General features: G+C 62.1%; 26 protein-coding genes and 1 pseudogene. 14 read left to right on the top strand and 13 right to left on the bottom strand.

Features of this window, described 5'->3' with window-relative positions; all coding sequences use genetic code 11:
- Window position 1 precedes the first annotated feature (1 nt).
- Together ARUE_RS00420 and ARUE_RS25060 are read left to right on the top strand one after the other, a co-directional pair.
- Window positions 2-1,021: a LacI family DNA-binding transcriptional regulator gene (locus ARUE_RS00420; RefSeq protein WP_014920332.1), complete on the top strand. Its 1,020-nt coding sequence runs from the start codon at window positions 2-4 to the stop codon at window positions 1,019-1,021.
- Between the two features lie 27 nt (window positions 1,022-1,048).
- Window positions 1,049-1,837 (top strand): annotated as a pseudogene (locus ARUE_RS25060) (Gfo/Idh/MocA family protein); the annotation flags it as partial.
- Window positions 1,838-2,006: 169 nt separating this feature from the next.
- Here ARUE_RS25060 and ARUE_RS23545 read toward each other — a convergent pair.
- Together ARUE_RS23545 and ARUE_RS00410 are read right to left on the bottom strand one after the other, a co-directional pair.
- Window positions 2,007-2,294, bottom strand: a complete 288-nt coding sequence (locus tag ARUE_RS23545) for a helix-turn-helix domain-containing protein (RefSeq protein WP_071162400.1) — start codon at window positions 2,292-2,294, stop codon at window positions 2,007-2,009.
- Window positions 2,294-2,785, bottom strand: coding sequence for a DUF2975 domain-containing protein (locus ARUE_RS00410; protein ID WP_014920330.1), 492 nt, complete (start codon window positions 2,783-2,785; stop codon window positions 2,294-2,296). The genes ARUE_RS23545 and ARUE_RS00410 overlap by 1 nt, the downstream gene beginning before the upstream one ends.
- A 193-nt stretch (window positions 2,786-2,978) precedes the next feature.
- On the opposite strand from ARUE_RS00410, the gene ARUE_RS00405 reads away from it, so the two are divergent.
- On the top strand, window positions 2,979-3,545 hold the full coding sequence (locus tag ARUE_RS00405; protein ID WP_011772860.1) for a type 1 glutamine amidotransferase domain-containing protein: 567 nt from the start codon (window positions 2,979-2,981) through the stop codon (window positions 3,543-3,545).
- A 92-nt stretch (window positions 3,546-3,637) separates the two neighbouring features.
- Here the strand turns inward: ARUE_RS00405 and ARUE_RS00400 are convergent, their stop codons facing one another.
- Entirely contained in the window at window positions 3,638-5,458 is a 1,821-nt protein-coding gene (locus tag ARUE_RS00400; protein WP_286140011.1) for an FG-GAP-like repeat-containing protein, read from the bottom strand.
- A 232-nt stretch (window positions 5,459-5,690) separates the two neighbouring features.
- On the opposite strand from ARUE_RS00400, the gene ARUE_RS00395 reads away from it, so the two are divergent.
- Together ARUE_RS00395 and ARUE_RS00390 are read left to right on the top strand one after the other, a co-directional pair.
- Window positions 5,691-6,017, top strand: a complete 327-nt coding sequence (locus ARUE_RS00395) for a hypothetical protein (RefSeq protein ID WP_014920328.1) — start codon at window positions 5,691-5,693, stop codon at window positions 6,015-6,017.
- Between the two features lie 38 nt (window positions 6,018-6,055).
- Window positions 6,056-6,607 carry a dihydrofolate reductase family protein gene (locus ARUE_RS00390; protein WP_014920327.1) on the top strand — a complete coding sequence of 184 codons (552 nt, stop codon included), beginning with the start codon at window positions 6,056-6,058 and terminating at the stop codon, window positions 6,605-6,607.
- Window positions 6,608-6,654: 47 nt separating this feature from the next.
- Here the strand turns inward: ARUE_RS00390 and ARUE_RS00385 are convergent, their stop codons facing one another.
- Window positions 6,655-7,593 (bottom strand): ArsR/SmtB family transcription factor, encoded by a 939-nt coding sequence (locus ARUE_RS00385; protein ID WP_286140008.1) that lies wholly within the window; start codon window positions 7,591-7,593, stop codon window positions 6,655-6,657.
- Between the two features lie 70 nt (window positions 7,594-7,663).
- On the opposite strand from ARUE_RS00385, the gene ARUE_RS00380 reads away from it, so the two are divergent.
- From ARUE_RS00380 to ARUE_RS00360, 4 genes are all read left to right on the top strand, one after another.
- A complete protein-coding gene (locus ARUE_RS00380; protein ID WP_014920325.1) occupies window positions 7,664-8,920 on the top strand; it encodes an MFS transporter in 1,257 nt (418 codons plus the stop codon).
- A gap of 575 nt (window positions 8,921-9,495) precedes the next feature.
- Window positions 9,496-9,966 (top strand): hypothetical protein, encoded by a 471-nt coding sequence (locus tag ARUE_RS00370; RefSeq protein WP_286140006.1) that lies wholly within the window; start codon window positions 9,496-9,498, stop codon window positions 9,964-9,966.
- The gene (locus ARUE_RS00365) at window positions 9,963-10,409 is read left to right on the top strand and encodes a hypothetical protein (protein ID WP_014920323.1); all 447 of its coding nucleotides are present in this window, start codon (window positions 9,963-9,965) and stop codon (window positions 10,407-10,409) included. The genes ARUE_RS00370 and ARUE_RS00365 overlap by 4 nt, the downstream gene beginning before the upstream one ends.
- Before the next feature lie 6 nt (window positions 10,410-10,415).
- Window positions 10,416-11,330 carry a hypothetical protein gene (locus tag ARUE_RS00360; protein ID WP_143711591.1) on the top strand — a complete coding sequence of 305 codons (915 nt, stop codon included), beginning with the start codon at window positions 10,416-10,418 and terminating at the stop codon, window positions 11,328-11,330.
- Between the two features lie 6 nt (window positions 11,331-11,336).
- Here the strand turns inward: ARUE_RS00360 and ARUE_RS00355 are convergent, their stop codons facing one another.
- Both ARUE_RS00355 and ARUE_RS00350 read right to left on the bottom strand, forming a co-directional pair.
- Window positions 11,337-12,479 (bottom strand): alpha/beta hydrolase family protein, encoded by a 1,143-nt coding sequence (locus ARUE_RS00355; protein WP_014920321.1) that lies wholly within the window; start codon window positions 12,477-12,479, stop codon window positions 11,337-11,339.
- A 360-nt stretch (window positions 12,480-12,839) separates the two neighbouring features.
- Entirely contained in the window at window positions 12,840-13,283 is a 444-nt protein-coding gene (locus tag ARUE_RS00350) for a YdeI/OmpD-associated family protein (RefSeq protein WP_011772850.1), read from the bottom strand.
- Between the two features lie 94 nt (window positions 13,284-13,377).
- Here ARUE_RS00350 and ARUE_RS00345 point away from each other — a divergent pair, with 94 nt between their 5' ends.
- The gene (locus tag ARUE_RS00345; RefSeq protein WP_011772849.1) at window positions 13,378-13,620 is read left to right on the top strand and encodes a DUF2630 family protein; all 243 of its coding nucleotides are present in this window, start codon (window positions 13,378-13,380) and stop codon (window positions 13,618-13,620) included.
- On the opposite strand, the gene ARUE_RS00340 is transcribed toward ARUE_RS00345, so the two are convergent.
- The gene (locus ARUE_RS00340) at window positions 13,621-14,763 is read right to left on the bottom strand and encodes a glycerate kinase (protein ID WP_043469569.1); all 1,143 of its coding nucleotides are present in this window, start codon (window positions 14,761-14,763) and stop codon (window positions 13,621-13,623) included.
- A 225-nt stretch (window positions 14,764-14,988) separates the two neighbouring features.
- Complete coding sequence (locus ARUE_RS00335) at window positions 14,989-15,960, bottom strand: D-2-hydroxyacid dehydrogenase family protein (protein ID WP_014920319.1); 972 nt, start codon at window positions 15,958-15,960, stop codon at window positions 14,989-14,991.
- 65 nt (window positions 15,961-16,025) lie between these two features.
- On the opposite strand from ARUE_RS00335, the gene ARUE_RS00330 reads away from it, so the two are divergent.
- Window positions 16,026-17,843 carry a glycoside hydrolase family 2 protein gene (locus ARUE_RS00330; protein ID WP_014920318.1) on the top strand — a complete coding sequence of 606 codons (1,818 nt, stop codon included), beginning with the start codon at window positions 16,026-16,028 and terminating at the stop codon, window positions 17,841-17,843.
- 41 nt (window positions 17,844-17,884) lie between these two features.
- Here the strand turns inward: ARUE_RS00330 and ARUE_RS00325 are convergent, their stop codons facing one another.
- Together ARUE_RS00325 and ARUE_RS00320 are read right to left on the bottom strand one after the other, a co-directional pair.
- Complete coding sequence (locus ARUE_RS00325; RefSeq protein WP_014920317.1) at window positions 17,885-18,682, bottom strand: glycerophosphodiester phosphodiesterase family protein; 798 nt, start codon at window positions 18,680-18,682, stop codon at window positions 17,885-17,887.
- A gap of 13 nt (window positions 18,683-18,695) precedes the next feature.
- Complete coding sequence (locus tag ARUE_RS00320; protein ID WP_014920316.1) at window positions 18,696-18,965, bottom strand: hypothetical protein; 270 nt, start codon at window positions 18,963-18,965, stop codon at window positions 18,696-18,698.
- 135 nt (window positions 18,966-19,100) lie between these two features.
- Between ARUE_RS00320 and ARUE_RS00315 the strand changes: the two genes are divergently transcribed.
- Complete coding sequence (locus tag ARUE_RS00315) at window positions 19,101-19,967, top strand: NAD-dependent epimerase/dehydratase family protein (protein ID WP_014920315.1); 867 nt, start codon at window positions 19,101-19,103, stop codon at window positions 19,965-19,967.
- Entirely contained in the window at window positions 19,964-20,893 is a 930-nt protein-coding gene (locus tag ARUE_RS00310) for a methyltransferase family protein (RefSeq protein ID WP_014920314.1), read from the top strand. The genes ARUE_RS00315 and ARUE_RS00310 overlap by 4 nt, the downstream gene beginning before the upstream one ends.
- Here the strand turns inward: ARUE_RS00310 and ARUE_RS00305 are convergent.
- A complete protein-coding gene (locus ARUE_RS00305; protein WP_187329940.1) occupies window positions 20,890-21,699 on the bottom strand; it encodes an HAD family hydrolase in 810 nt (269 codons plus the stop codon). The two genes, ARUE_RS00310 and ARUE_RS00305, sit on opposite strands and share 4 nt — an antisense overlap.
- Window positions 21,700-21,784: 85 nt before the next feature.
- Here ARUE_RS00305 and ARUE_RS00300 point away from each other — a divergent pair, with 85 nt between their 5' ends.
- Window positions 21,785-22,843 carry a glutathione S-transferase family protein gene (locus ARUE_RS00300; protein ID WP_011772840.1) on the top strand — a complete coding sequence of 353 codons (1,059 nt, stop codon included), beginning with the start codon at window positions 21,785-21,787 and terminating at the stop codon, window positions 22,841-22,843.
- Window positions 22,844-22,858: 15 nt separating this feature from the next.
- On the opposite strand, the gene ARUE_RS00295 is transcribed toward ARUE_RS00300, so the two are convergent.
- Window positions 22,859-23,794: a carbohydrate kinase family protein gene (locus ARUE_RS00295; RefSeq protein WP_011772839.1), complete on the bottom strand. Its 936-nt coding sequence runs from the start codon at window positions 23,792-23,794 to the stop codon at window positions 22,859-22,861.
- 39 nt (window positions 23,795-23,833) lie between these two features.
- Window positions 23,834-24,655 carry an alpha/beta hydrolase fold domain-containing protein gene (locus tag ARUE_RS00290; RefSeq protein WP_011772838.1) on the bottom strand — a complete coding sequence of 274 codons (822 nt, stop codon included), beginning with the start codon at window positions 24,653-24,655 and terminating at the stop codon, window positions 23,834-23,836.
- Window positions 24,656-24,705 lie beyond the last annotated feature (50 nt).

The following is a 24,705-nucleotide window of genomic DNA, read 5'->3' as shown; positions in this document are numbered from 1 at the left end:
GATGACGCAGGACACCAGCGGCCCCCGGCCGGTACCCACCCTTGAGATGGTGGCTGCCTTGGCCGGGGTCTCGCGGGCCACTGTGTCCCGTGTAGTCAATGACAGCCCGAGCGTAGACCCTGAGATGGCGCAGTCCGTGAGGAAGGCCATCCTTGCACTCGACTACACGCCAAACCGCGCGGCACGCTCGCTCGCCAAACGACGGGCAAATGCCGTCACGCTGATCGTTCCGGAGTCAACGTCCAAGGTCTTCGCGGATCCCTTCTTCGCCTCTGTTGTTCAAGGCATCGCCCTGTATCTCACGGATACCGAGTACACGCTGAACATGGTGATCTCCTCGGAGTCGAAGCCCGAGAAAACCCGCAGCTTCCTGCTCGGAGGCAACGTGGACGGCGTCCTAGTGGTCTCACACCACAGTGGTGACAACTCCTGGACGCATCTTTCAGGATCACTTCCCATGGTGTTTGCGGGACGTCCCTTGGTAGGCGGCAAAGAGAGCTATTACGTGGATGTGGCCAACGAGCAAGCGGCCTACGATGTCACCCGGCTCTTGACCGAGAGCGGCCGAAAGAACGTTGCCACGATTGCAGGTCCGCAAGACATGCCGCCCGGGCTCGACCGCCTTGCCGGTTGGCGGACCGCTGTGCGGGAGGCAGGTCTTGGGGAGGGCTTGGTGGAGGAGGGCGACTTCACCTTGGCATCGGGCGCCCAGGCAATGCGCCGCTTGTTGGATCGCGGCGTTCCCCTTGACGCCGTCTTCGCAGCGAATGACCAGATGGCTGCCGGCGCCTATACCGCCATCCAGGGGCGTGGCCTCCGCATCCCGGAGGACATCGCGGTGGTCGGTTTTGACGACGATTCCTTTGCTACCTCCGTGACGCCTGCCCTCACCACAGTGCATCACCCGATTGTTGAACTCGGCAAGAAGATGGCCGAGACCCTGGTGAACCTGATCGAGGGCAAACCGGCGGAACGCGTCACCAGGATGCCTACCTCGATCGTGATCCGCGATTCCGTTTAGCGTTCCCATGCCCTGAAAGGCTCTTCCATGCTTCCTGCTCCCGTCAGCACCGTGGCTCCTTCCGTCGCGACAGGTCGCCCCATCCGCTGGGGAGTGGTGGCCACCGGCTCCATTGCAGCGCGAGTGGTGCAGGACCTGGCGCTCCTCGACGACGCCATCTTGCAGGCTGTCAGCTCCCGCTCTGAGGCATCGGCCCGCGCCTTTGCCGAGAAGTTCGGGTTTGCCACGGCCTATTCGGACGCCGGAGGGGCGCCGGGCTACGAGCGGCTGCTCGCCGATACCGCCGTCGACGTCGTTTACGTCGCCACGCCCCACGCGCAACATCACGAAGTGGCGCTGGCGGCGCTTAGGGCGGGGAAGCATGTCCTGTGCGAGAAGCCCATTGCCATGGATGCCGTGCAGGCGCGCGAGCTGGTTGATCTCGCGCGGGAGCGTGGACTGTTTCTGATGGAGGCGGTGTGGACCCGGTTTCTGCCGAGTTTCTGCCGCGCCGTCGAGATCTTGCGGTCAGGGGAGATCGGCGAGCCGCGCTGGCTCCAGGCTGACCTCGGCTTCGTACCTGCTTTTGATCCTGCATCGCGGATCTGGGATCCGGCAGCCGGCGGAGGAGCATTGCTGGACCTCGCCGTATATCCGCTGACGTGGGCGCTCGGAGTTTTCGGTGAACCCCTTAGTATGCTCGCCAGCGGAGTCTTGACTCCTGACGGGGTCGACCTGCAGAACTCCCTCACCCTGAGCTACCAGGGCGGGGCGCATGCCCAGCTCATCACGTCAATCGGCGCAGAATGCCCCAGCGTGGTGACGGTCGGAGGGGCGGAAGGTTGGCTGCGATCCTCTGCTCCCCTGTTCAACCCGGCCGAGCTCATTATCCAGCCACGCAGCGGCACGCCGCGAACGGAAAGATTCGAGGTGACCGGGCACGGATTCAGCTACGAACTGCGCGAGGTGACGCGTTGCCTTCAGGCCGGACTGGCGGAGAGCCCGTTCATGACTCCTGAGGAGTCGGTTGCGATGATGGAACAGTTGGACGAAGCTCGCCGGCAGATGGGTCTCCGCTATCCCAGCGATCCTCAGACTCCCACCGGAGCAGATCACCTGGCTGACACTCCAGCACCTCGCACAGCGCTTCGAGCGTTGTAAACCTCACGGCCTTCGCTCGCCCGTTCTTGAGTACAGCCAAGTTGGCCGGCGTGATGCCAACTTTCTCGGCAAGCACTCCTACGGGCATTTTGCGCTTGGCCAGCATGACGTCGATATCCACGATGATCGGCATCAGATCACCTCGTCGAGCTCGGACCGGAGATGCTTCGCTTCTGCGTCCCGGGCTACGGCTTGGGCGAGCAACGTCCGCATCACCAGCACAACCAACGCCACTCCCCCGATCATCAACGCTGCCCCGCAGATCAGCATTACGATGCCTGGCGCTATCTCACCGGGAGCCAGGATCACGGCGATACCGAACATCAGCACCGCAGCAAAGGCGATGGCCCCGAAGATGATGTCCACGAAACGGAAGGCTCCATGCGAAAACACGGTGCCGCGACGCACCATTGTCAGCAACCGCCACACACAGACTGCCACCACCTGGACACACAGAATCCCCAGGACCACGATGGCCAGCAGCGCAATGCGCGGACCGTCCGGAGCTCCGGCCTCTACTAGATCGACCGAGAATAACGGCACCATCCACAGCTGAATGAACAGCGAGCCAGCGAGCACCATCGCGATGACGATCCGCAGCGCGAGGATTGTCAGCTTTCCCATGGGAATCTCCTTTATCGAACAACAATGAGATTCTATCGTTATTCGATAGTTAAGCAACTTTCCCAGTGAATACTCAGAATTAGTCAGCTTGCTTACTAAAGCATCCTTCCCTAGGGTGGAACAGGTCAGACAAACAACTCTCACAGCGGCGGCATCGCCCAAAAAGCACCCCGCTGCGCAACGAGGAGGAACAATGTCAGAACACAACATCGCAGGCAAGAAGGTCGCATTTCTGCTGACTGACGGCGTGGAGCAGGTGGAGCTCACCAGCCCGTGGCAGGCCGTCAAGGACGCCGGCGGCGAGCCCACCCTTGTGGCCCCCTCCAAGGGAAAACTCCAAGGATTCAACGGCGTGGACAAAGGCGACACGTTCGACGTCGACCTTGCAGTGGCCGACGCGGATGCCTCCAACTTCGACGCGCTGGTCCTCCCCGGCGGCGTCGTCAACGCCGATCATCTCCGCGTCGACAAGGATGCGCAGAACTTCACCCGCGCGTTCTTTGAGCAGCACAAGCCGGTGGCTTCCATCTGCCACGGACCATGGATCCTCATCGACGCCGGCGTCATCAAGGGCCGCAACGTCACCTCATACCACACGCTCCAAACCGACCTGAAGAACGCGGGCGCCAACTGGACGGACGAAGAAGTCGTTGTGGACCAAGGCCTGGTTACCAGCCGCACTCCGGACGACCTCCCCGCCTTCAACAGCAAGGTTGTGGAGGAGATCTCCGAGGGCCAGCACGCCGGCCAAACCGCTTAACGGGCCCTGTCTACTTACGGCAAGTGCCGCCGTCGTACTTTCAGGAAGTACGACGGCGGCACTTGCCGTTTCGCTACAAAGTTGCCCGCTGCTTAGAACAGTGCGGTGAAGACGTCCCAGTCCGCGCCAACCAAATAGCGCGGCTTCCAGTGACCCGATTTGAATGGGTAGACGTACATGTACCCTGCGCCATCGACACCCAGAACGTCGTGCCAGCCGTCGCCGTCCCTATCTCCTGCGCTATAGATCGTTTTGAAGGACTGCCAACCGGAGCCGATCACCTTGGCGCCTAGCCATCCTCCCCTGCCGTTTGAGGAATAGAGGAACAGCTGGCCACTGCTGTTCGTGGCGAGGAGGTCTGCGTGCGAGTCTCCGTCGAAGTCACCGGGCGAGAAGACCCTTTTGAACATATTCCAACCAGCACCAACTTGTCGGGGAGCCAACCAGCCGCCCTTGCCGTTGCCGGGGTAAAGGAGCAGCCTGCCGTCGCGGTCCTTCGCCAGGACGTCGTCGTGGCCATCCGAGTCGAAATCGCCGGGAGCAATGAGTTCAGTCATTCCCTGCCAGCCGACGCCCACGACGGACGCGGGTTTCCACCACGACTGTCCGTCGGTGGGATACATCCACAATTCTCCGGACGGTTTCCGGGCCATGACATCGGGGAACCCATCCTCGTTGAAGTCGCCGGGGGAGAAGATCTTGTCAAAGACATTCCACCCCGTTCCGATTTCCCTGGGGAACGCTCCAAAGTACGGGCCCCACTCCCACAGCCTGCCATCAGCACTTCGAACCATGTAATAGTCGCTGACTCCCCTACTCTCAAACTGTCGCGACGGAGCAGGGTTAGTCACTTCGGCCGTCCATTCACTGCCGAAACGACCAACAATTTTGCCGTCAAGGGAAATGACGACTAGAGCCGATATTGAACCCCCGCCATCTGAGTCTTTGACCAGGTAGCTCGCGCCGGGAGCCGCCGGTGATCCAGCATAGGACGTCGAAAGTGTTCGCCAAAGCACTTCCACTTTGGGTTTCGCGCCGAGGGGAATGCCCTCAATGGACGCGACATCAAAGTTGGTATTCAACGTGGAACCGATCCACGGCTTGCCTGATATAACGAAGGGGCTGGCGGCAACGAACAGGTACGGCACCGACTCTGCGGATACTGATTTGAAACCGGGCGTAATGGTGGTGATCCGAAGCTTGAGGCTCTTCCCGTAATTAGGCGAGGATGCCCAACCAACGAAGGGTTTCGTCGAGGCCATGGTGCCGTAATTCTCAACCAGGCCGTCCACAACCCATTGCACCTTGATGATATTGACGCCCGTGGTCCATGAGCCCGGGGAAATCGTTCCTTGAACCGCCCGACTCCAGTCAAGATCCATCCTGGCTGCAAAGCTAGGCGCAAGGGTGTTTTGCGGTACAAGCAGGACACGAGACGGGTTCTTGATAACAAAGTCCAGTGACTGAAGGCGAGGGTCCCCGGCGCCGTCTACGTTTAAGGCCTCATAGGTGCTATTGCGGAGGAACCGGACATAAGGGTAATCCACGCCTGGCTTCTCGTATTTCACGTCAATGGAGGACAACCTGTATAGGCCGTCGTAGTAGTCATCACCGCCAACGACCGCCGAGGCTTCCGCGGTAAAGGCGCCCGGGCCGGGATTCCCCGACCACTTGATTTGGCGGGTCTCCGAGAGCGACTCGTCGTAGTAGCTGAATACGACACTTTGAGCCGGTTGGCTCAAAGTAAATCGCACCTTCGCAGTCTGCCCAGGCGCTAGTTGGGCTGCAGAGACCAACTCCACGGCTGTGAGTTGGGGAGCTTCGCTCGCCACTGTGGCGGCCTGGGCCGGCAGGGCAGGGAGCCCGACCATCATCAACAGCACGGCCACAAGCGCAGCCGTCAGCTTGGACAAAAGCCTATGTTGACGAGACTTTTCCGGCACGCCAGCGTCGGTATTTGAGCGCACTTCTCCCCCAATATTCAGGCTATGGATGGCCTGATAGAGGCCTCTCGGTAGAGAATACAGTTTCCTCGCAGGAATACGTGCTATGTGACCGCAGCGCTGGCGGCAGTTCCGCCGTCGCAATGTTGCGCAGGTCACACCCGACGCATACGCTGGGGGGCGCTGCAGCGTGGCAGCAAGGATGAAAGGCAGTACATTGGCCAGCGACAAGCTCTCCGTAGTTGTTCGCGTCGACGTTGACGGCGAACTGATCCAGATCGCAGCGACCGGTCGTGTGACCACTTTGAGCCTCCAGGGGCTCTACCCCGTGGTCCAACGGACCAAGAGCCTGGGCGGTGGCCTCGGAGTTGAAATGGACCTTACCCAAGCGACCATTGATGAGGACGCGTTGGATCAACTCCAAGGGTACGCCGCGCTCCACGAGGTGCCGGTCCGTCTGCCCGCAGAGTTCGGCAACGTGACGGCCCTTGCGCCCCGCATCCTCCAAACCACCAGCCGCGCCGCCTAACAGCGCCGTTCAACGCCGCCGCCCAACAGGAGACACAGATGCGCAAAGTTACCGCTGGCCTTTTCCACTCAGTGGACGGCGTGGTGCAGGACCCCTTCAAGTTCCAGTTCGACAGCTTCGACGACGAACTCGGCGCGGGACTGACCAAAATGATCAACACGGTGGACACCGTGGTTCTGGGTCGCGTCAGCTACCAGGAGTGGGCTAGCTATTGGCCGAACGCGCAGCAAGACGACGACTTTGCCGCCTTCATCAACCCTGTGGAGAAGTTCGTTGCATCCCGCACCCTCACCGAGCCCCTTGAATGGGAGAACTCGCACCTGATCGAGGGTGATGTTGAGCAGTTCGTCACCGACCTGAAGGCGCGGGAAGGCGGCGAAATCGCTGTCTGCGGCAGCATCTCCTTGGTCCGACAGCTGCTGTTCGCGGGCATCCTCGACGAGCTCACCCTGATGACACACCCTGTGGTGGCCGGCAGCGGGCGACGACTTTTCGAAGACGGCGATCCCCTGCACCGGCTCGTTCTCGAGAACCAGTACGCCACCAGTAAGGGCAACGTAGTCAGCACATACAGTCTGCGCAAAGACTGAACGCACGACGGCGGCACCCGCCTGCCGCCGTCGGGCGGCCTCAGCGATCACCCCAACAGCAACGACGCGCCCAGCTCGCTCCTGAAGTAGAGCACGCTGTGTCCGTAGCGGGTTGAGGTCACGAGTCCGGCGTCTCGGAGCACTCTGAGATGCTGATTCACGGCGGACGTTGTGACGCCGAAACGAAGGCCCAACTCGGTGGACGAGGCGGGAGCAGCCAGGGCCGTGAGCAGGCTGGTCCGAACCTCACCCAACACGGCGACTATCGCGGCCGGATTCGTGACCCGCTCGGTCTCCCACATGGCACCTTGGCCCCGGGCCGGGTACATCAGCAGCGGCGGGTCGCCGTGGTTCACGGGAGCAGAAGCCCTGCGGGTGAACATGGTGGGAACAAGGGTCAACCCCAGACCGTCAGTCGTTTCGGTCCGCGACGCCGGGTTCTTCAGTCTCACGGAAATGACGCGGCCGTCGAACTCCACTGCACCGGACAAATCGTTGAGCATGGTGAACAGGCCGCCCTGCGCAATCTGCCGGCCGCGGTAGACGATATCCGCTTCCAGGATGGTGCGCATCCGCAGCCAGTGCGGGGCGAAACAGGTGTCCCAGAACTCCCGGAGGATACGGACCATTCGCCGGATCGCCGGACCTACAGGGCCGGCGAAAACAGCCGGAACATCGCCGTGCACCCGGATGAGGTCACCATGAAACTGCTCGGCGGAAATCTGCTCCAATGCCGCGAACTCGTCGTCGATCCGGGTGAGTGGGGACTCGGGCCGGGGGTTCAGGAAGTCCGGCGTCCACAATCGGTCATCAACCAGGGCCAGCAAACCCTCGTGGTCCAGGCGCGAACGGGCCTCTTCTGTCCGACGCAACCAAGGTAGTTGAAGTGGGTACTGGCTGGGATCGCGAATAGCCCTCAAGGAAAGTCCAAGTTCGCACAAAGGCGAGATGCCAAAACGCACGCCGCCCAGGTCTGCGTCTGACAATTCGTACCTCAACATGAAGCATTAAGCTACATCAATTCCAACCGCTGTCAGGGGGTGGCAGAACTATGGTGTGACTAAATCCCCCGCAGACACCGCTCCTGCCCCACAGCGCACCCTCCGCGTGGCACTCTCCGATCCCACCCTCAAGATCCTCGCTTCAGCCATCCTCGTTTCCACACTGGGCCGCGGCATCTTCCTTACCCTGACCGTGCTGTACTTCAGCCGCTTTGTCGGCCTGAACGCCGTGGAAATCGCAGTGATCCTCTCGGTTTCCAGCGGCGTCGGCGTCGCAACTTCGTATATCGGCGGTCGACTTGCCGACCACTTTTCCGCGCGTCGGCTCTTGGTCGGGATGGTAGCCACCCAAGGCCTCGCGATCGCAACCTACACGTTCGCCGGCAACTTCAGTACCGCCGTCGTGCTTGCCTGCATCGCGGTAGGCCTCGATCGGGGTGCGAACGCCACGCGTTCCGCAATCATCGCCAGGGCTTTCGACGGCCCTCACCGTGTGAATGCGCGCGCAGTCCTCCGCACCGTCACCAACCTCGGCATTGCTGTTGGAGGCATGATTGCCGGACTCGCACTGTTGGCCGGAACCGCCGACGCATTCCGGGGAATGATGATCGGTGCCGGCGTGGTCTACATCCTGAGCGCCCTGCACCTCCGCCGCCTCCCCAAGCGTGTAGACGCACCGCGCCGTGATCCCGCCACCCCGGCACCGAAGCGCGGAATCTCCCCCTTCAGGGACCGTCGCTACGTACTGCTGACCGTGTTGTCCGGTATTTTTGGCATGCAGTTCGGACTCGCCGAAATGGGTGTTCCGTTGTGGATTTCACAGGACACCAGTGCCCCGGAGGTCCTGATATCCGTCATCCTTGTCATCAACACCGCGTGTGTCGTCCTGCTGCAAGTGCCGCTCTCCCGGGGCACCGACCACCCTCGCCGTGCAGGAAAGATCGTGCTTACTGGTGGGATGCTCATGGCCGTAGCCTGCGTGCTCTACGCATCGGCGGGCGGGGCGCCGGTCATCGCCGCCGTCGCCCTGCTGTGCGGCGCAGCTCTCCTTCATGCGTTTGCGGAAATCCTCTCGCAAGCGGAAGCCTGGGGACTCAGCTTCGAGCTCGCCAACCCACTCCAAGCCGGCGCTTACCAAGGGATGTTCGGTATGGGATCAGCGCTGGGCGCCATGCTCGCACCGCTCGTGGTGACCGCCACGGTGGTCGAACATGGTGCACTGGGGTGGGCAGTCTTGGGTGCTGTCTTCCTCGCATCCTCAGCGGGCGTCGCGCTGATAGCGCGGAAGGCATCGACGGCGGCGGTCGCCTAAAGAGACGCGCTTATCTGCGGAGGACCCTGCGCTGCCAACTCCTCAGCACGCTTGGGCCGGACGGTTTCCCGAGTTGGTCCTGGTCCCCAGATTGGCCCTGGTCCTCGGCCACGCAATCCGGGCAAGGCCCATCAGGGAACTCACCGACTTGCTTCCAGATCAACCCCTCCAGGCAGTGGTCGTTCCGACAGTCCTTTTGCACCACAGATCATCCCCTCAAGCGCCACTTCTCTCCCGCGCTTTATGTGGCGCACCGGGGTGATTCATTACGCAAGATAGCGCAGGTAATCTGAGCAGGATCCGCTCCGGGGACGAGAGATGCCGGCAGGGTTCGTGACAGTGCCACGGTAAGTGCCGCCGAAACCCGGCTCCTGAGAACCTGTCCCCAGGGCGGGTTTCGGCGGTGCGGACTTGAATCCCCCAAGAAATCAAGTAAGCGACAGCCTACAGACATGCTCCGCACATGTACAACTCAGTTGTAACTCATGGCCTATACGCTGTGAACAGCATCAGGTAAAATTCTTTGTCGGCTGTCCGCCTGCTCTGTGCAGCGGTCGCACCATAAACAGCTGACCTTGGCTGAAGGAGCTTTAACGATGGCAAATGGGGCCCCCAGAGTGTTCCTAACGCAACAACAGAAGAAAGAGCGCCTGGCGGATCGCATGGGCATCCTGGTGGATATCTGGGAGTCCGATAACAACACGGCGCTCACTTACCCTCATGTCGAGGAAGCACTTTCTGCTCACGGAATCCACATGTCGCGAACACGGTGGTCGTACTTAATCAATGGCACTGGCAGCCTGGTGACGGATCAAGAACTCCTGAAGGGCATCGCCGAGCTCGTTTTTGCCGTACCAGCCAGTTACCTCGTTGATCTCAACAGTGAGACTCCTCCCGAGGTAGAAGCGCGGATGGAGTTCCTTGTGCAGATGCGCAAGCTCAAGGTGAAGAATTTTGCCGCGAGAAACCTTGGGGCAACTTCGCCCGAAACGCTAAGGACAATCACCAGGATTATCGATGCGTCGATGAACGGTGAGGATGAATGACTCTCCCGCCGGTTCAGGACAAGGTTCGAGAGTTATGCGGTGACGGCACCACGTCCATGAAGGAAGTTGTGGACCGCTTGACCGTGATCTGCAAGAAGCCGATCAATCTGATCGAGTACAAGGAGTCCTGGGGTTCGCTGACGGCATTCAAAGCCGAATTCGAAGACCGCATCAACGTCTATTTTCCCCCGCAGAAGTCGCAACAATACAAACTTCACTGCATATATCACGAGCTCGGACACATCTACTTGGAGAGCTTTCAGATGGCCTTGGCTCTGCCGGACCTCTCCGAAGAGATGCTGCGGGAAACCGCGGACGCAATCAGTGTCACGTGCCGGTCCGTTCCAAATCATCCCGTGGAACGGTGGGTGGAGGACTTCGCTTTCGAGATGTCGAAGAAGACCCGTTCACGCAGCTCGTCCGATCCTGATCCTTTCCTATAACAGACCATGAAACTGCTGCTTTTCGCGCTGCTGAGCGCCCTGTGCCTCCTTCGGATCCCATCGGTGATCAAAGTGGCGGAATCCCGGACGTCGTGGGTGGCGTCAGTATTCGGACTCGCGGCTCTCTATGTCCTGGGAACGGTGACACCCTTGGAGGACATCGACAGCCACCTCGGTGGCGTCAACGTGACAAACCTGCTTCAGGCCATCTTCGCGCTGCTGGCGATCTTCTTCTTCAACGACAGCGTGCGGCGCTTGGCGAACGTACCCGTTGTCAGATGGACCTACTACGCTCCGCTGCTGAGCATTCCCGTCATGATTGCCAGCTTCTCCCTGATTGCGGACAAAGCTCCAACGGCTGCCGACTTCATCGATACCCGCATGGACCAGCTGGCAACTGCCGTGTACAGCGGGACGTACATGTTCGCGTTGTTGTTCACCGTGCTCAGGATCATCTACATGCTTCGGCACAACGCCAAGGGACCATACGCAACATTCTCAGCGGGCTTGATGGTGGTTGCAGTGGCTGTTTCCTGCCATATCGCGTATGTGGTGCTGTACTACTTCTCGCCCTGGGACGACTTCGCCCGAGCGATCGGAACCTGGTTCGACCGCCTTTTCTATATAGGCCTCACGGTGACGGCGGCGGGGTGGCTGATTCTTTTCCTGTCCAAGCAGCTCCCTAGGTTGCGTCTCTGGATGATCGATGCCCTATGGCTGACTGCGATGAGAATGCGGGTTAACGCAGATCGGTCGCGCGTCAGTCCGGCATGGGACCTCTTCAACGAGACACTCGAAAATGGCGTCTACAAGAGCCTTATAGTCCTGCACAACTACGAGCGGGTGAACTTGATGGAGTTCCCGGAGTCTGTTCAGGGCCGGATCAGCCACATTGAAGCCAAGCTGGACGCGCAGACGTAGCTTTAGTCAATTCAGGATCGTCTTGCTGACCCAGCTCTTGAGTTCATTGGTGAAGGCAGAGGGCGAGGCGTTCCACTCCTGGGTATGGTGAGCCTCAGGGAGTGTAATCAAGGTGACGGTGGCCGGATTCGCACGTTGGAACGCGGCCGAGATCTCCCAAGGCACCTCTTGGTCTGCGTTGGAGTGCAAGACGAGGGTGGGGACTGCCACCCGGCTAGGTACGTCCACCCAGTCAAGTGCATCGAAATCGATCGGTTCCTCCAGCCCGAGCATCCTGGCGAACAACGGAGCCTCCAACAGGCGCATAACAAGGCCGGCACCAATTGCCGGCACCCCTGCCCGCACTGCCCCTGCCGCGATGGCCTTCCGCCAGCTCGTGACGGGGCCTACCAGGACAAGCCCTACGATCCGGTCCCGGTGGGCGCTGTGCTCCGCTGTGAGGAGGGCAATGGTCCCACCCATTGACCAGCCGGAGAGAACAATGCGCTTGGCTCCATGAGCTACGGCGTAGGACACGGCGCTTTCCACGTCACGCCATTCCGTTTGACCAAGGTGACTCGATTCGGCCTGTGGTGGGCTGACCTCCGGGTCGCTGCGAAATGTGGGGACCAAGGAGGTGAATCCCAAAGGACTGAATGCGTGGACGTCTCTGAACATGATGGAGCGGTCGGTCCAGCTGCCATGGATATGGATCACCCATACGTCCGTGTTTTCAGCTTCGAAGAGCCATGCAGGCGCCGCACCATACTCCGTGGGGACGTCCACCTCTTTGTAGCTTCCTCCGACAGAAGACGGCTCGAAAAACACGTCCGGGGTCCAGTCGACGATTGGCCCCAGACTACCCGTGGCGGACCCAAGAGAATCAACCCGCCGTTCTACGTACTTCTTGTCCTCATTGATCAGCGTGACCTCGCCGACTCGCGTGTACTTCTCTGTCGCGGGATCGAAAACGCCGAAGTCGCCCGGGGCTTTGGTGTAGTCGTCCAAGTCGATGCGGATGCGTCGTCCGTCTTCCGTCATCTCAGCCCGGCGATAGTCCTTGGGACCCCGTTTGACGATCTTGGAGGCCATGACCACCGCGAACCCTGAAAGCCCGGCAACCGGGACAAGGAACGCCAGGCAGGCCATGATTCGCCGCGTCGTCAGCATTAGGTCTTCATCCTCCAGCGCCCGATCAAGGCAAGAAACGGAACCCGGACATCATAACGTTGGCCCTGAGGCCAGGACCAAAAACGCTCCGGATGTGGCCGGCCCCGGTGGTCTAAGTCAGAGCCGGCCACACTGTCCGCTGAGCCAGCGGACACACGCACGGCCGGCCAGCCGAGAGATGGGGCCCTGCTCGTGCGCCGTGACCAGCCGACAAGAGGGTCTCATCTCCTCATCGACTGTGGCAGCTGTTCCGCATCCGGAGTGCGCCCTGCAGCCTGTCACGACTTAGTAGTGAACCCAGAGGACGGAACGTGTCGTGATTCAGTTCAAGTTCTTGCCAACGAGCCTGTCCCAAGGATGCTATTTCTTGCCGGCCTTTAAATCCGAAACTACCTTCGCGATCCGCCGGGCGCGCGTCTCCTCGGTCTTGGCATCACCGATCGGCTCGACGTAGCGCCGTTGGCTGCTGTAGTTCAAAGTGGCGTAGAACGCCTTCGCGTCAGGCTCCGAGTCCAGCGCGGCGGCCAGGTCCTCGGGAACCTCGATAACCCGCGGTTCGGTGTCCACTTCAAGGCCGACGTCCACGGTGTCCCCCGCCGCAGCCCCGGTCAGTTCACGGTTTGCCGAGCTGACACCCACCATATATTTACCGCCCATCACGGCGATGCTGCTGCGATAACTCTGGCCGTTGATGGTCACCACCACCGGGGGCCGCTTGCCTGCACCCAGCCCATCAACGATCTCGTCCGGAACCTCGATGCCCGCCTTGTTGCCATCGCCCACGATGGTGGTAGTGAATTTCATGAGCCAAGTATGCCGGTGGCTACCAGTAGACGCACCCCATCAGCAGGACTACGTTGCTAACTAACCGCGCAAACCACTACGAGGAGTCATGACAATGGACAATCAGGATCTTCTGGAGCGAATTCAATCGCTGGTGGAGGAGGAACACCGCCTCCGCGATGCTGCCGGGTCGGATGACGGCGGCGGCGACAGCACCGCCCGCTTGGCGCAGCTGGAAGCCCAGCTCGACCAGTGCTGGGACTTGCTGCGCCAACGCCGGGCAAAGAGGGACGCAGGAGAGAACCCTGACGACGCTTCGGCACGACCAGTCAGCGAAGTGGAGGGCTACCGCCAGTAATCAGGCGCCTTCGAGCACCTGGCTCGTAGCCCACGCGAGGTATTTCCCGGCGTTCGCAACGGCGTCGGCGACGTCCGGAACGCCATCCTTGCGCTGCGCTACGTCCAGCAACTGAGCGGCTGCCACGATGCCGTGCTTGGCCAGGTCTTCCGGCGTCACCGTGATGCGTCCAGCCACTGCAATCACGGGAATTCCATGCACGCTCGCGGCGTCGGCCAGGGCAATCGGGGCCTTGCCCGTGAGCGATTGCTCGTCCATGGAGCCCTCGCCGGTGATCACCAGATCGGCCTCGCCAAGGTGCTTCGCGAGACCCGTCAGCCCTGCCACCAGCGCAAACCCACCTTCCAGCGCGGCGTCAGTGAAAGCCAGGAACGACGCCGGGAACCCGCCCGCTGCTCCAGCTCCCGGAACGTTCACGTCGCGGCCAGTGGCCGCCCGAAGGAGCGACGCCCAGTTGCGGAGACCGGCGTCGAGCTTTTCAACGGCGTCCTCATCGGCACCCTTCTGCGGGCCGAAAACATGGGCGGCACCTTCCGGGCCGTACAGCGGGTTTTGGACGTCGACGGCGATACGGAACTTTACGCTCGAAAGCCGCGGATCCAGCTCGGAGACGTCCAAAGCAACGACGTCGGTCAGGGAACCTCCGCCGAGCGGCACCACATTGCCGGCCGAATCAAGGGGTTTGAGCCCCAATGCACGCAAGGCGCCGCTGCCGCCGTCGGACATTGCAGAGCCGCCCAATCCGAGCACGACCTCAGTTGCACCGGCGTCGAGGGCTGCCGCTACCAGCTGGCCGCAGCCGTAGCTGTGGGCGCGAAGCGAGTTCTCCGGGGTGGGCTCCATGTGCGCCAAGCCGGAAGCCATTGCGGTCTCGATGACTGCGCTTGCGCCGCCGAAGGCATCTTTGCGGATCGCCCACGAGGCCCCAACGGGCTTGAGGATGGGGCCCACGACTGCGTTGTTCCGCTCCTCGTAGCCCGCGGCAATCGCGGCATCCAAGGTGCCTTCGCCGCCATCGGCCACCGGAAACTGGGTGGTTACGGCATCCGGATAAACGCGCAGTGCGCCTTCGGCCATGGCTGACGCGGCTTCGGCGGCGGTCAGGGATCCCTTGAACTTGTCAGGGGCGATGAGGATACGCATGGGTCCATCTTGCCAGCTTCGCTCGGAAAGCGCTTGCCCAGCGCGTAATGTTGGCAATGGAAGGCCCGCGTTCCGGAGCTGCGCACCAATAGCCGCCACGCGCCCCCGTAACCTCTGGTGCGCTTGGCGTTACCGGGTGCGGCTAGCACGCCCACCGGGTGCGAGCGGCGCTAACGGGTGCGCTTGGCGCTAACGGGTGCGACGCGCGCACAGCAACGGCTGGAGCTACCCGCCAAGCACCCGCACAGGAGCCCCTTCAAGCCACGCCTTCACATCTTCGAAGGCCCCACCGTAGAACTGGCGGTAGCTCTCGTGCGTCACGTAGCCGATATGCGGCGAGAGAACAGTCCGCGGGGAATGCAGCAGCGCATGGCCGGCCGGAAGGGGTTCCTCGTCGAAGACATCCAGTGCGGCGCCGCGGATCCACCCCTCTTCCAAGGCTCGGATAAGTGCTTCCTCATCCACCAAGGGGCCGCGGGCGGTGTTGATCAGCACGCCGTCGGGGCCGAGGAGCCGGAGTTCCTCCGAGCCAACTATGCCCTCGGTCCTCTCGGAAAGCCTCAAGTGCAGCGTCACGACGTCGGACTCCCTGAACAACTCTTCCTTGCTGACCTTGCGGGCTCCAGCCGCCTCAGCCGTTTCCGCCGTGAGGTTTTGGCTCCACGCGAGAACGTCCATCCCGAATGCCTTGGCGTACCCCGCCATCCGCTTGCCGATCTTGCCCAGTCCAACTATTCCAAGCGTCTTGCCTTCGAGTTCAAACCCAACTCCGGTCTGCCAGCCGCCGGCCCGCAGCGAGTTCTCCTCCACAGCCAGGTTGCGGGCAAAAGCGAGCAGCAAAGCCCACGTCAGTTCGGGCGCCGCAGCCGGTGAACCACCCGTTCCACACACTACGATGCCCCGCTCCGACGCAGCCTCGAGATCGATCGCAGCGTTGGCCATGCCAGTGGTTACCAGCAGCTTCAGGTTCGGCAGCGACTCCAGGACATCCTGTGGAAAACGGGTTCGCTCGCGCATCGCCACAATGATGTCGAACGGCGCCAAGGCGGCCACGGCTTGCTCTTTCGAAAGGAAAGGTGCGCTGAAGACGCTGACCTTTACGCCGTCGTCGAGCAGTGAATCCCACGGGGCGTAATCGCCGGAGACCTGCTGGTAATCGTCAAGGATTGCTAAACGGAATCGGGTCACGGTATTCATCCTTGCGCGGCGGCCGGTGGTACTCAACCCCGTGGCACGTTAGGTTTTTGATTGTGAGCCAAAATGTGACCCCCGCCATGCCCAAACCCGAGCATCCCCGTCCGCAATTGGTCCGCGACAAGTGGCTGAACCTCAACGGAACCTGGGGTTTTGAGATCGACGCCGGCGACTCCGGTCTGGAACGCGGACTCACCACCCGCGAACTCAACAGCGAGATCCTGGTTCCGTTCGCACCGGAATCGTCCCTTTCGGGGATCGAGCACGTCGATTTCATGGAAGCCGTCTGGTATCGACGAACAGTGACAATCCCTCAGGAATGGGCAGGTCAGAATGTCCTGCTGCACTTTGGCGCCGTGGATCACGACGCGACAGTTTGGGTTAACGGGGTTGAAGTAGCCCGCCACCGCGGCGGCTTCACGCCCTTCACTGCGGACCTCAAAGGAGTCGTCGAGCCCGGAACGGACGCTGTGATCGTGGTGCGGGCCAGGGACTCGCGGCACGAAATGCAGGCGCGTGGCAAGCAGGCCACTTGGTACAACAACACCCACTGCCAGTACACCCGGACCACCGGGATTTGGCAGACGGTGTGGATGGAAGCCGTCCCCGCAGTTCACATCAAGCGGCTCCGTATGACCCCCAACCTCGCGGACTCCAGCATCACCCTGGAGGTGCCCGTCAGCCAGAACAGGAGCGGGCACACGGTTACCGCCGTCCTGTCTGACGGTTCGGGGATGCGGATCGAGGAATCGGCGAAGGCCGATCTTGACCTCACTCCGTCACTCCGTCTCAGCATTCCGGAGGGCTCCCTCCGGCCCTGGTCCATCGAGGATCCTTTCCTCTACGACCTCGAGGTTTGTGTGCGGAACGGCTCCGGCGAGGTTGTTGACCACGTCAGCAGCTACGCAGCCGTGCGATCGATTGCGTTGGACGGCAAGGTTGTCCGCATCAACGGCAAGGCTGTTTTCCAACGGCTTGTCCTGGATCAGGGTTACTGGCCGGAGTCGCTCATGACCTCCCCGGACGAGGCAGCCCTGGTCAGGGACATCGAGCTGTCCATGGCCGCGGGATTCAACGGTGCCCGCCTGCACCAGAAGGTCTTCGAAGAGCGATTCCTCTATCACGCGGACCGGCTTGGATACTTGGTGTGGGGCGAGTTCGGTGACTGGGGTGTCTCCGGCGGCGGCACCATAGGCCACAACCAGAAACCCACGGCGAGCTTCGTAGCCCAATGGCTCGAGGTGCTCAAGCGCGACTTCAACCACCCCTCGATCATCGGCTGGTGCCCCCTCAATGAGACACACCAGATTCTGCACGATCGGTTGACGGTCCTGGATGACGTCACGGAGGCCATGTTCCTGGCCACCAAGCTCGCCGATCCCACCCGGCCTGTCATCGACGCATCCGGTTACGCGCATCGGATCCGGGAAACGGACATCTACGATTCCCACTCTTACGAGCAAGATCCGGACCGCTTCCGCATTGAACAGCAAGGCCTGGCCGAGGGTAAGCCGTACATCAACCGCAAAGCCGACGGCGAGGAATACTCTGTGCCCTACGCCGGCCAGCCGTTCTTCGTCTCGGAGTTCGGTGGCATCTGGTGGAACGAAGTTGAAGCCCGCCAGGCGGTGAAAGGAAGCGATGTATCCACGTCATGGGGCTACGGCCAGCGCGTCAGCAGCGAGGAAGAGTTCTACACCCGCTTCGACGGCCTCTGCTCTGTGCTGCTGGATAACCCGGACATGTTCGGCTACTGCTACACGCAGCTAACGGACGTTTTCCAGGAGAAGAACGGCATCTTCAACTTCGACCGCAGCAATAAGTTCCACCTGGAGAGGATCCGCGCAAGCCAAACCCGTCCGGCCGCGATCGAGGGCGGCAACTAACCCCCACCGAAATGGCAATTAATGCCAACTCGCGCGGCGGTTTACGCCCACTGGCCCCGGCGCACCAGGACTTCCTTGAGCAGGTCGAGGCGGTCGGACACGATGCCGTCCACACCGAGGTCCAGGAGACGCTCCATCTCCACGGGATCGTTGACGGTCCACACATGCACTTGCCTGTCCAAGCGATGAGCGCGGCGTATGAACCCCGGGGTCACCACGGGGACCCGCCCGTAACGGACAGGGACTTGGAAGACGTCGACGCCGGCAAGCAGCTTGCGTGCCAAAGGCGCCGGTAGCACCGGGCCAAGTACAACGAACAGCGCGGCCAGCGAGCTGCCGGCAGAGGAAGCCACCCGACGGGACAGCCTGGAAAGTACTGCTCGTCGACGCCTGTCCGAAAAGCTGGTGACCAACACCCTGTCATGGACACCATGCTTCTCGATCGCAGCAGCCATGGGACCCACCGAGTTCCAGTCCTTGACGTCCAGGTTCAGCCGGGCATGGGGCAGGGCGGTAACCAGCTCATCAAAGGTTGGGACCGGCTCCACCCCGCCGATTCGGGCAGCAGCAACTTGGGTGGCGGTCAGCTCGGAAATCTTGCCCACTGAATCGGTAACCCGGTCCAGGGATGAATCGTGGAATACCAGCAATACGCCGTCGGCCGTCGTGTGGACGTCGGTTTCAAGGTGCACAGTTCCGAGTTCCGTTGCTGCCCGGAACGCGGCCATGGAATTCTCCAGGCCGTCCAACGAGAACCCTCTGTGGGCGAAGGCCAAAGGGCCCACCGAACCGTCCTTGCGGAAGAAATAGGGCAGCGTCACTCCCGTAGCGTAGCCCATGGCGAAGGCGCGGTTAGCTCTCCTGCGGGAGGACCGCCGTCGATTGCGGAACGATCGCCACGCCGTCGCTGACATGCACCAGCGTCCGGCCGCGACCGCCGTCGAGCTCCACCCACACCGCGGTGGCATCGCCAGTAACGGCGTCCACCACTCCGGCCGATTCGAAGCCGGGCGTCAGCGTGACCTTGACCCGGTCTCCCTGGCGAAGCGAGCGCCAATGGTGATCCGGTTCGATGCGACGCATTGGCGCGGTATTGACGTTGTTGATCCTGCGCTTGGCCATGTTTCCCCCTGCAAATCCGACTTGTAAGACACGATGCGAACGGGTCCTTGGCTGGAAGCCTACGGGCGCAACGTGAACGCCGGTTGTATGGAGGCTGGGAACTGGATGACACTGCGGTACTGACAAACTAGGGGCATGACTGTGTTGATTGCCGGCTGCGGCGACCTTGGAACCGAAGCCGGACTGCGCTTCGCAGCCGCTGGCCATGACGTTGTGGGCCTTCGCAGGTCCCCTGAGAAGCTGCCGTCCGGGATACGGGGTGTCTTCGCGGACCTCTCCAAGCGTGTGCCGGAATTACCCGCGGATGTGGACATCGTGGTGGTGGCTGTCGCGGCCGACGCTTCCACCGAAGAGGCGTACCGCGCGGCCTATCTGAACGGTGTAAAGAACGTCCTGGATGCGCTGAAACGGCAATCCATTGAGCCGCAGCGGATCCTCTTCGTCTCCTCAACGGCTGTGTACAAGGATTCCGGCGGAGCTGTTGTGGACGAATCAACACCCACGGAGCCCACACGGTTCAGCGGGAAAGTCTTGGTGGAGGCTGAGGAGCTGTTGTTCTCCCGGACTCGCGGCACGGCCACACAGCCCATCTCCCTAAGGCTCGGCGGTATTTACGGCCCTGGTCGCACCCGGCTGATCGACCAGGTCCGGACCGGCCAAGCCGTCATTCCCGCCCAACCCCGGCACACCAACCGCGTCCATCGGGACGATGCCGCGGCCATGATCGTCCACCTCACCACCATGACGCCAACCCCGGACAGGGTCTACGTGGGCGTTGATGATCACGCTGCCGAAATGGGCGAGGTCATGCGGTTCCTCGCCTCTGAGATGGGATGCGCGGAACCCCCGACGGCGGAACCTGGCGGCGCGTCCGACGCCGGCCCCGGCGATAAGCGCTGTTCAAATGCGCGGATTAGGGCGACCGGTTTCGAATTCACCTTTCCCACTTACAAGGAGGGCTACCGCGCGTTGCTGGCAGGAGAGGGCGTGCGGCACCCGTGAATCGCGAGGCTCCTACCGCTTCGCGGGCGCAAGGGTGGGGCCGGATCTACTTCGCTGTCCAAGCCGTGGCCGGGCTGGCGTGGTGGGTGGGAGTTTTCCTGTCACCGGCCATTCGGACGGCCACTCTCGGCAGTCTGGACCCCGTTCTTGTGGCGGCCTTTGATGTTCCGCTGTTCGTCGTCGCTTCCGCTTGGGCCGCCTTCGGGGTGCGGGCCGGCGCGATGGTGGCTACCAGCTGGACCGGCCTCGTTGCGGTCGCCCTCGCCACCTACGCAACATTCAGTACCGAAGCCGGGTGGGGCGTCCTGATCATGCTGGCTGCGGCCGCTTGTTCAACCATTGCGCTGTTCCTTGTGGTGGAGGGCCGTGTCCCCACGGAGTTGATCGTGCGGGGGCCATTCGCGTTCCGTCCGGCACCCACCCTCCGCGGCGCTGCGGCTAACGTGGCGGCAACTATGGGTCAATTGGCCCTCTTTTGGGGACTCTTTCTGGTTGTGCTTCCGTCAGTCATCTGCTGGTTCGAGCAAAGGTGGGCCGTTTCGCTGGCTCTTCCCTCCACCGCAGCGCCAGCCGGCCTGGTGGTGCTGGTGCTGGCCAGTTGCCTCGGTATCGCGTCCGCGGTGACCATGTCCTCTGCCGGAGGCGGCACCCCTCTGCCCTCCGCCATGCCCAACCGCCTGGTTATCGCCGGACCTTACCGGTGGGTTCGGAACCCGATGGCGGTTGCCGGCATCACCCAAGGCGTTGCGGTTGGCCTGATCCTGGGCTCATGGCTCGTGGTCGCATACGCGGCGATCGGCTCGCTGCTGTGGAACTATGCTGTCCGGCCGCTCGAAGAAGCAGACCTCGAAAGCCGGTTTGGAGCCGAGTTCCGGCACTACCGTGATTCAGTACGCTGCTGGATTCCCCGCGTCGGGCGGAACTAGACCCGCTGCTCAGTCAGCTTTGCCTCGAGAATCTGAGCTACGCCGTCGTCGTCGAAGTGCGGCGCCTGCTGGCCAGCCGCCAGAATAGCTTCCGGGTGGCCGCTGGCCATCGCGTAACCGTGCCCGGCCCAGCGCAGCATCTCGATGTCATTGGGCATGTCCCCGAACGCCACAACGTCGGCGGCTTCGATCCCCAGCGACTCGGCGTACTGGGCGAGTGTGACGGCCTTGTTAATGCCCGGAACGGACATCTCCAGCATCGCCGTCCGCGGCGCTGAGTGTGTGGTGGACACAAGGTGGGCTACGGCGGGCTGCACCTCGGCAAGGAACTCGTCCGGGGTGCCTTCCCGGGTGATCGCCAGGAACTTTACGACGGCGTCATCCGCCGTGAGCGTCTCGGCCAGCGGTTTGGGGGTGAACTCCGCGAGCAGTTCGCTGGTTTCGTTCTCGATGAAGCCCGGCTCCAGCTGGAAACCCGTGAGGGTTTCGACAGCGAACAGGGCGTCAGGCCGGATGGACTTGATGATGCGGCGGGCTTCAAAGACGGATTCTGCGTCCAAGACACACGAGGACAGGGCCTTCTCGGTTTCGAGATCCCACACCACGGCACCGTTGGAACAGATCACGATCCCGCTGTGGCCCAGCTGCTCCTGGAGCGGGTACAGCCAGCGCGGCGGACGACCCGTGACGAAGACGAGTTCCACCCCTGCGTCGCGGCACGCCTGGAATGCCTTGATGGTCCGGTCACTGATTTTTCCGTCGTGACCGAGGATGGTGCCGTCAATATCGCTTGCTACGAGCCGCATCATGTCAGTCTACGTGGGCTCAGCGTGGCCTAATCCCCCTTCGCTGACCGTGCACATTCCCAAAACCGGAGAATAGGCTGGGCTGATGAGTGACAAAACCATAAGCGAAGAGCACAGCACACGCGGCGCGTACGTCACCGGAAACGAGTTCAACCGGGATACCAACTACATCGAGGACCGCATCACCCGCGACGGCGCTTCAGGACCCAACGGCGAACCGGGTTGGCCAGTGGAACCCGGCCGGTATCGGCTGATTGCGGCGCGGGCCTGCCCCTGGGCCAACCGGACGGTCATCGTCCGTAGGCTCTTGGGACTTGAGGATGTCATCAGCCTCGGCCAGCCCGGCCCCACCCACGATGCCCGATCCTGGACTTTTGATGTGGACCCGGAGGGCAAAGATCCCGTCTTGGGCATTGAACGGCTGCAGGAAGCGTACTTCCGCCGCTTCCCCGACTACCCGCGCGGCATCACCGTTCCGGCCGTAGTGGACATTGCCAGCGGCGCAGTAGTGACCAACAACTTCCCCCAGATCACGCTGGACTTCTCCACTGAGTGGACAGAGTTTCACCGTCCCGGCGCTCCGCAGCTGTACCCGGAGCACCTGCGGGAGGAGATCGACCAGGTCAACAAACGCGTCTTCACCGAGGTCAACAACGGCGTTTACAGGTGTGGCTTCGCAGGCTCCCAGGAAGCCTACGATGCCGCTTACACCCGCTTGTGGAACGCGTTGGACTGGCTCGAGGAACGGCTCACAGGCCAGCGGTACCTGGTTGGTGACTCCATCACGGAAGCAGACGTGCGGCTCTTCACCACCCTGGCACGCTTCGACGCCGTCTATCACGGACACTTCAAGTGCAATCGCAACAAACTCAGCGAGATGCCGGCACTGTGGGGTTATGCCCGGGACCTGTTCCAGACACCCGGGTTCGGGGACACCACTGACTTTGTGCAGATCAAACAGCACTACTACATCGTCCACGAGGACATCAATCCCACGCAGATCGTCCCCGCCGGTCCGGATCTATCGGGCTGGCTCACTCCTCACGGACGGGAATCGCTCGGTGGCAGCCCATTCGGGGAAGGCACTCCCCCGGGTCCTGTGAAGGTCGGTGAGGAAGTGGCTGCCGGACACGGGGCAGGTTAAGCGCCTGCGCTCCGCTTAGGCCACACCATGGTTGAGCTCGGCCCGGGTGGGCGGATTGGCGCCTGCCCGCGACACGGTTACGGCGGCCGCCCGTGTTGCATGGTCCATGATGGCGGCCAGCGTTTCTGCGGGCATCGCCCTGAGGTCGCCGCGGTTCTGCGCGCCATCCAGGCCGTGATCCACAATCGCAGACAACAGCCCGGCCATGAAGGAATCCCCTGCTCCCACGGTGTCCACCACGTTCACGGACGGTGCGGGAACCTGGGTTTCGCCTGCCCTTGTGACGCCCCACGGCCCGCGTGAACCCCGAGTCACCACCACCAACGCCGGACCTTCTTCGCCGCCCAAAGACAGCCACCGACGCGCGGATTCCGTCGGATCAACACCGGGATACAGCCACTCGAGGTCCTCGTCAGAAGCCTTCACGACGTCGGACAGCACCACAAAGCGCTCGGCTTGCGTCCGCGCGTACTCAACGTCCGTAATAATGCTGGGACGGCAGTTGGGGTCGAAGCTGATGGTGCTGCTCGGGTGGGCATGCTCGACGGCGGCAAGCACCTCCGCGGCGCCTGGCTCCAGGAAGGTGGCAATGGATCCTGTGTGCAGCAGGGTGGAGCCTTGCAGCATGAGCGGCAACCGTCCGGCGAGCCCGGGCAGCTCCCAAGCGAGGTCGAAAGCGTAGGTGGCGGCGCCGTCGTCGTCGATCTGCGCGGTGGCCACGCTGGTTGGCTTCTCGTCCGGCGGAAGCGGAACCATCACGGAACTCGAGCGCAAGTGCGCAGCAACGGAATCACCATAGGCGTCCCTGCCGTAGCGGCCGATGAACTGCACCGGGTGATCCAGCCGCGCCAAACCGACGGCAACGTTGAGCGGGCTCCCGCCCACATGCGCCTCGATTCCCGAGGAGCGTTGAACGACGTCGACCAGGGCTTCACCAATGACTGTCAGCATGGGACCACTCTGCCAGAGCCGGCCCCCACGAACCACAGGTTACGAGAGCAGCCGTTGCACCAGCTCGCGGCACTTCTTATACGCCACGGCCTTGGGGTCGATGAGGTCGAAGTGGTCACCCGGGACGCGCAACAACTGGGCCGCACTGCCTGCTGCCGTTGCAGCCGCGACATAAGCTTCGGACTGACTCGCAGGAACATCCTCGTCTTCTGTGGCGTGCACGGCATATACGGGGACGTCGATGGGCAAGGAACTCATGGGGTCGGCGTATTTATGCCGTTTGGGGTATCTACCGGAGTCCCCACCCATGAGGTTGCAGACCGCGCCGTTGCTGAGGTTCAGTTTCTCGGCGGCGGCGAGGTTCAGGAGGCCGGACTGGCTGACGACGCCCGTCAGGTGCACGGCGTTATCCTCCGGCCCGCGCTGGAGTTGGCGGTCGGCGTCGGGTGTTCCGATTTCAGAAAGCCGCTGCCGGCCTGCGGCCCAAACAGCCAAGTGGCCGCCGGCCGAGTGGCCCAGTGCCACCACCTTGCCGAGCTGAAGGTCGTGCTGGCCGGCGATTTCGGACAGATGGTCGATGCCGGCCAAGATGTCCTCGAAGGTATGAGGCCAACCACCGCCGTTTCCGGCCCTCCGGTACTCGAGGTTCCAGGCGGTGATGCCATGCGCGGCGAGATCGCGCGCAAGGGGCTCGCCAAGCTCAGCGCCGTACTGTGACCGCCAGTAGCCGCCATGGATCACAACGGCGATTCCACCGGCCACAGCTGATGCGCCGCGATGGTTTCCGTTGCTCGGTTCAGGTATGAAGAGTTCGCCCCACTGACTGGGGTGTTCGCCGTAGCTGTACTTGTGCCGCAACATTGCGCCCTCCTTTGTACTGAGCCTATCGTGACGATTCGGAAGTTTGGCTA

Source organism: Arthrobacter sp. Rue61a (genome assembly GCF_000294695.2).
Taxonomy (GTDB): domain Bacteria; phylum Actinomycetota; class Actinomycetes; order Actinomycetales; family Micrococcaceae; genus Arthrobacter; species Arthrobacter aurescens_A.
The sequence above is the reverse complement of the archived record's forward strand: the minus strand, read 5'-3'. Positions and strand labels throughout refer to the sequence as shown.

Bases quoted from the DNA above. Each gene is read 5' to 3' on its own strand.
- ARUE_RS00420 (WP_014920332.1), top strand. From the start codon at position 2: ATGACGCAGGACACCAGCGGCCCCCGGCCGGTACCCACCCTTGAGATG.
- ARUE_RS23545 (WP_071162400.1), bottom strand. From the start codon at position 2,294: ATGCCGATCATCGTGGATATCGACGTCATGCTGGCCAAGCGCAAAATG.
- ARUE_RS00410 (WP_014920330.1), bottom strand. From the start codon at position 2,785: ATGGGAAAGCTGACAATCCTCGCGCTGCGGATCGTCATCGCGATGGTG.
- ARUE_RS00405 (WP_011772860.1), top strand. From the start codon at position 2,979: ATGTCAGAACACAACATCGCAGGCAAGAAGGTCGCATTTCTGCTGACT.
- ARUE_RS00395 (WP_014920328.1), top strand. From the start codon at position 5,691: ATGAAAGGCAGTACATTGGCCAGCGACAAGCTCTCCGTAGTTGTTCGC.
- ARUE_RS00390 (WP_014920327.1), top strand. From the start codon at position 6,056: ATGCGCAAAGTTACCGCTGGCCTTTTCCACTCAGTGGACGGCGTGGTG.
- ARUE_RS00365 (WP_014920323.1), top strand. From the start codon at position 9,963: ATGACTCTCCCGCCGGTTCAGGACAAGGTTCGAGAGTTATGCGGTGAC.
- ARUE_RS00360 (WP_143711591.1), top strand. From the start codon at position 10,416: ATGAAACTGCTGCTTTTCGCGCTGCTGAGCGCCCTGTGCCTCCTTCGG.
- ARUE_RS00355 (WP_014920321.1), bottom strand. From the start codon at position 12,479: ATGCTGACGACGCGGCGAATCATGGCCTGCCTGGCGTTCCTTGTCCCG.
- ARUE_RS00350 (WP_011772850.1), bottom strand. From the start codon at position 13,283: ATGAAATTCACTACCACCATCGTGGGCGATGGCAACAAGGCGGGCATC.
- ARUE_RS00345 (WP_011772849.1), top strand. From the start codon at position 13,378: ATGGACAATCAGGATCTTCTGGAGCGAATTCAATCGCTGGTGGAGGAG.
- ARUE_RS00340 (WP_043469569.1), bottom strand. From the start codon at position 14,763: ATGCGTATCCTCATCGCCCCTGACAAGTTCAAGGGATCCCTGACCGCC.
- ARUE_RS00335 (WP_014920319.1), bottom strand. From the start codon at position 15,960: ATGAATACCGTGACCCGATTCCGTTTAGCAATCCTTGACGATTACCAG.
- ARUE_RS00325 (WP_014920317.1), bottom strand. From the start codon at position 18,682: ATGGGCTACGCTACGGGAGTGACGCTGCCCTATTTCTTCCGCAAGGAC.
- ARUE_RS00320 (WP_014920316.1), bottom strand. From the start codon at position 18,965: ATGGCCAAGCGCAGGATCAACAACGTCAATACCGCGCCAATGCGTCGC.
- ARUE_RS00315 (WP_014920315.1), top strand. From the start codon at position 19,101: ATGACTGTGTTGATTGCCGGCTGCGGCGACCTTGGAACCGAAGCCGGA.
- ARUE_RS00305 (WP_187329940.1), bottom strand. From the start codon at position 21,699: ATGCGGCTCGTAGCAAGCGATATTGACGGCACCATCCTCGGTCACGAC.
- ARUE_RS00300 (WP_011772840.1), top strand. From the start codon at position 21,785: ATGAGTGACAAAACCATAAGCGAAGAGCACAGCACACGCGGCGCGTAC.
- ARUE_RS00295 (WP_011772839.1), bottom strand. From the start codon at position 23,794: ATGCTGACAGTCATTGGTGAAGCCCTGGTCGACGTCGTTCAACGCTCC.
- ARUE_RS00290 (WP_011772838.1), bottom strand. From the start codon at position 24,655: ATGTTGCGGCACAAGTACAGCTACGGCGAACACCCCAGTCAGTGGGGC.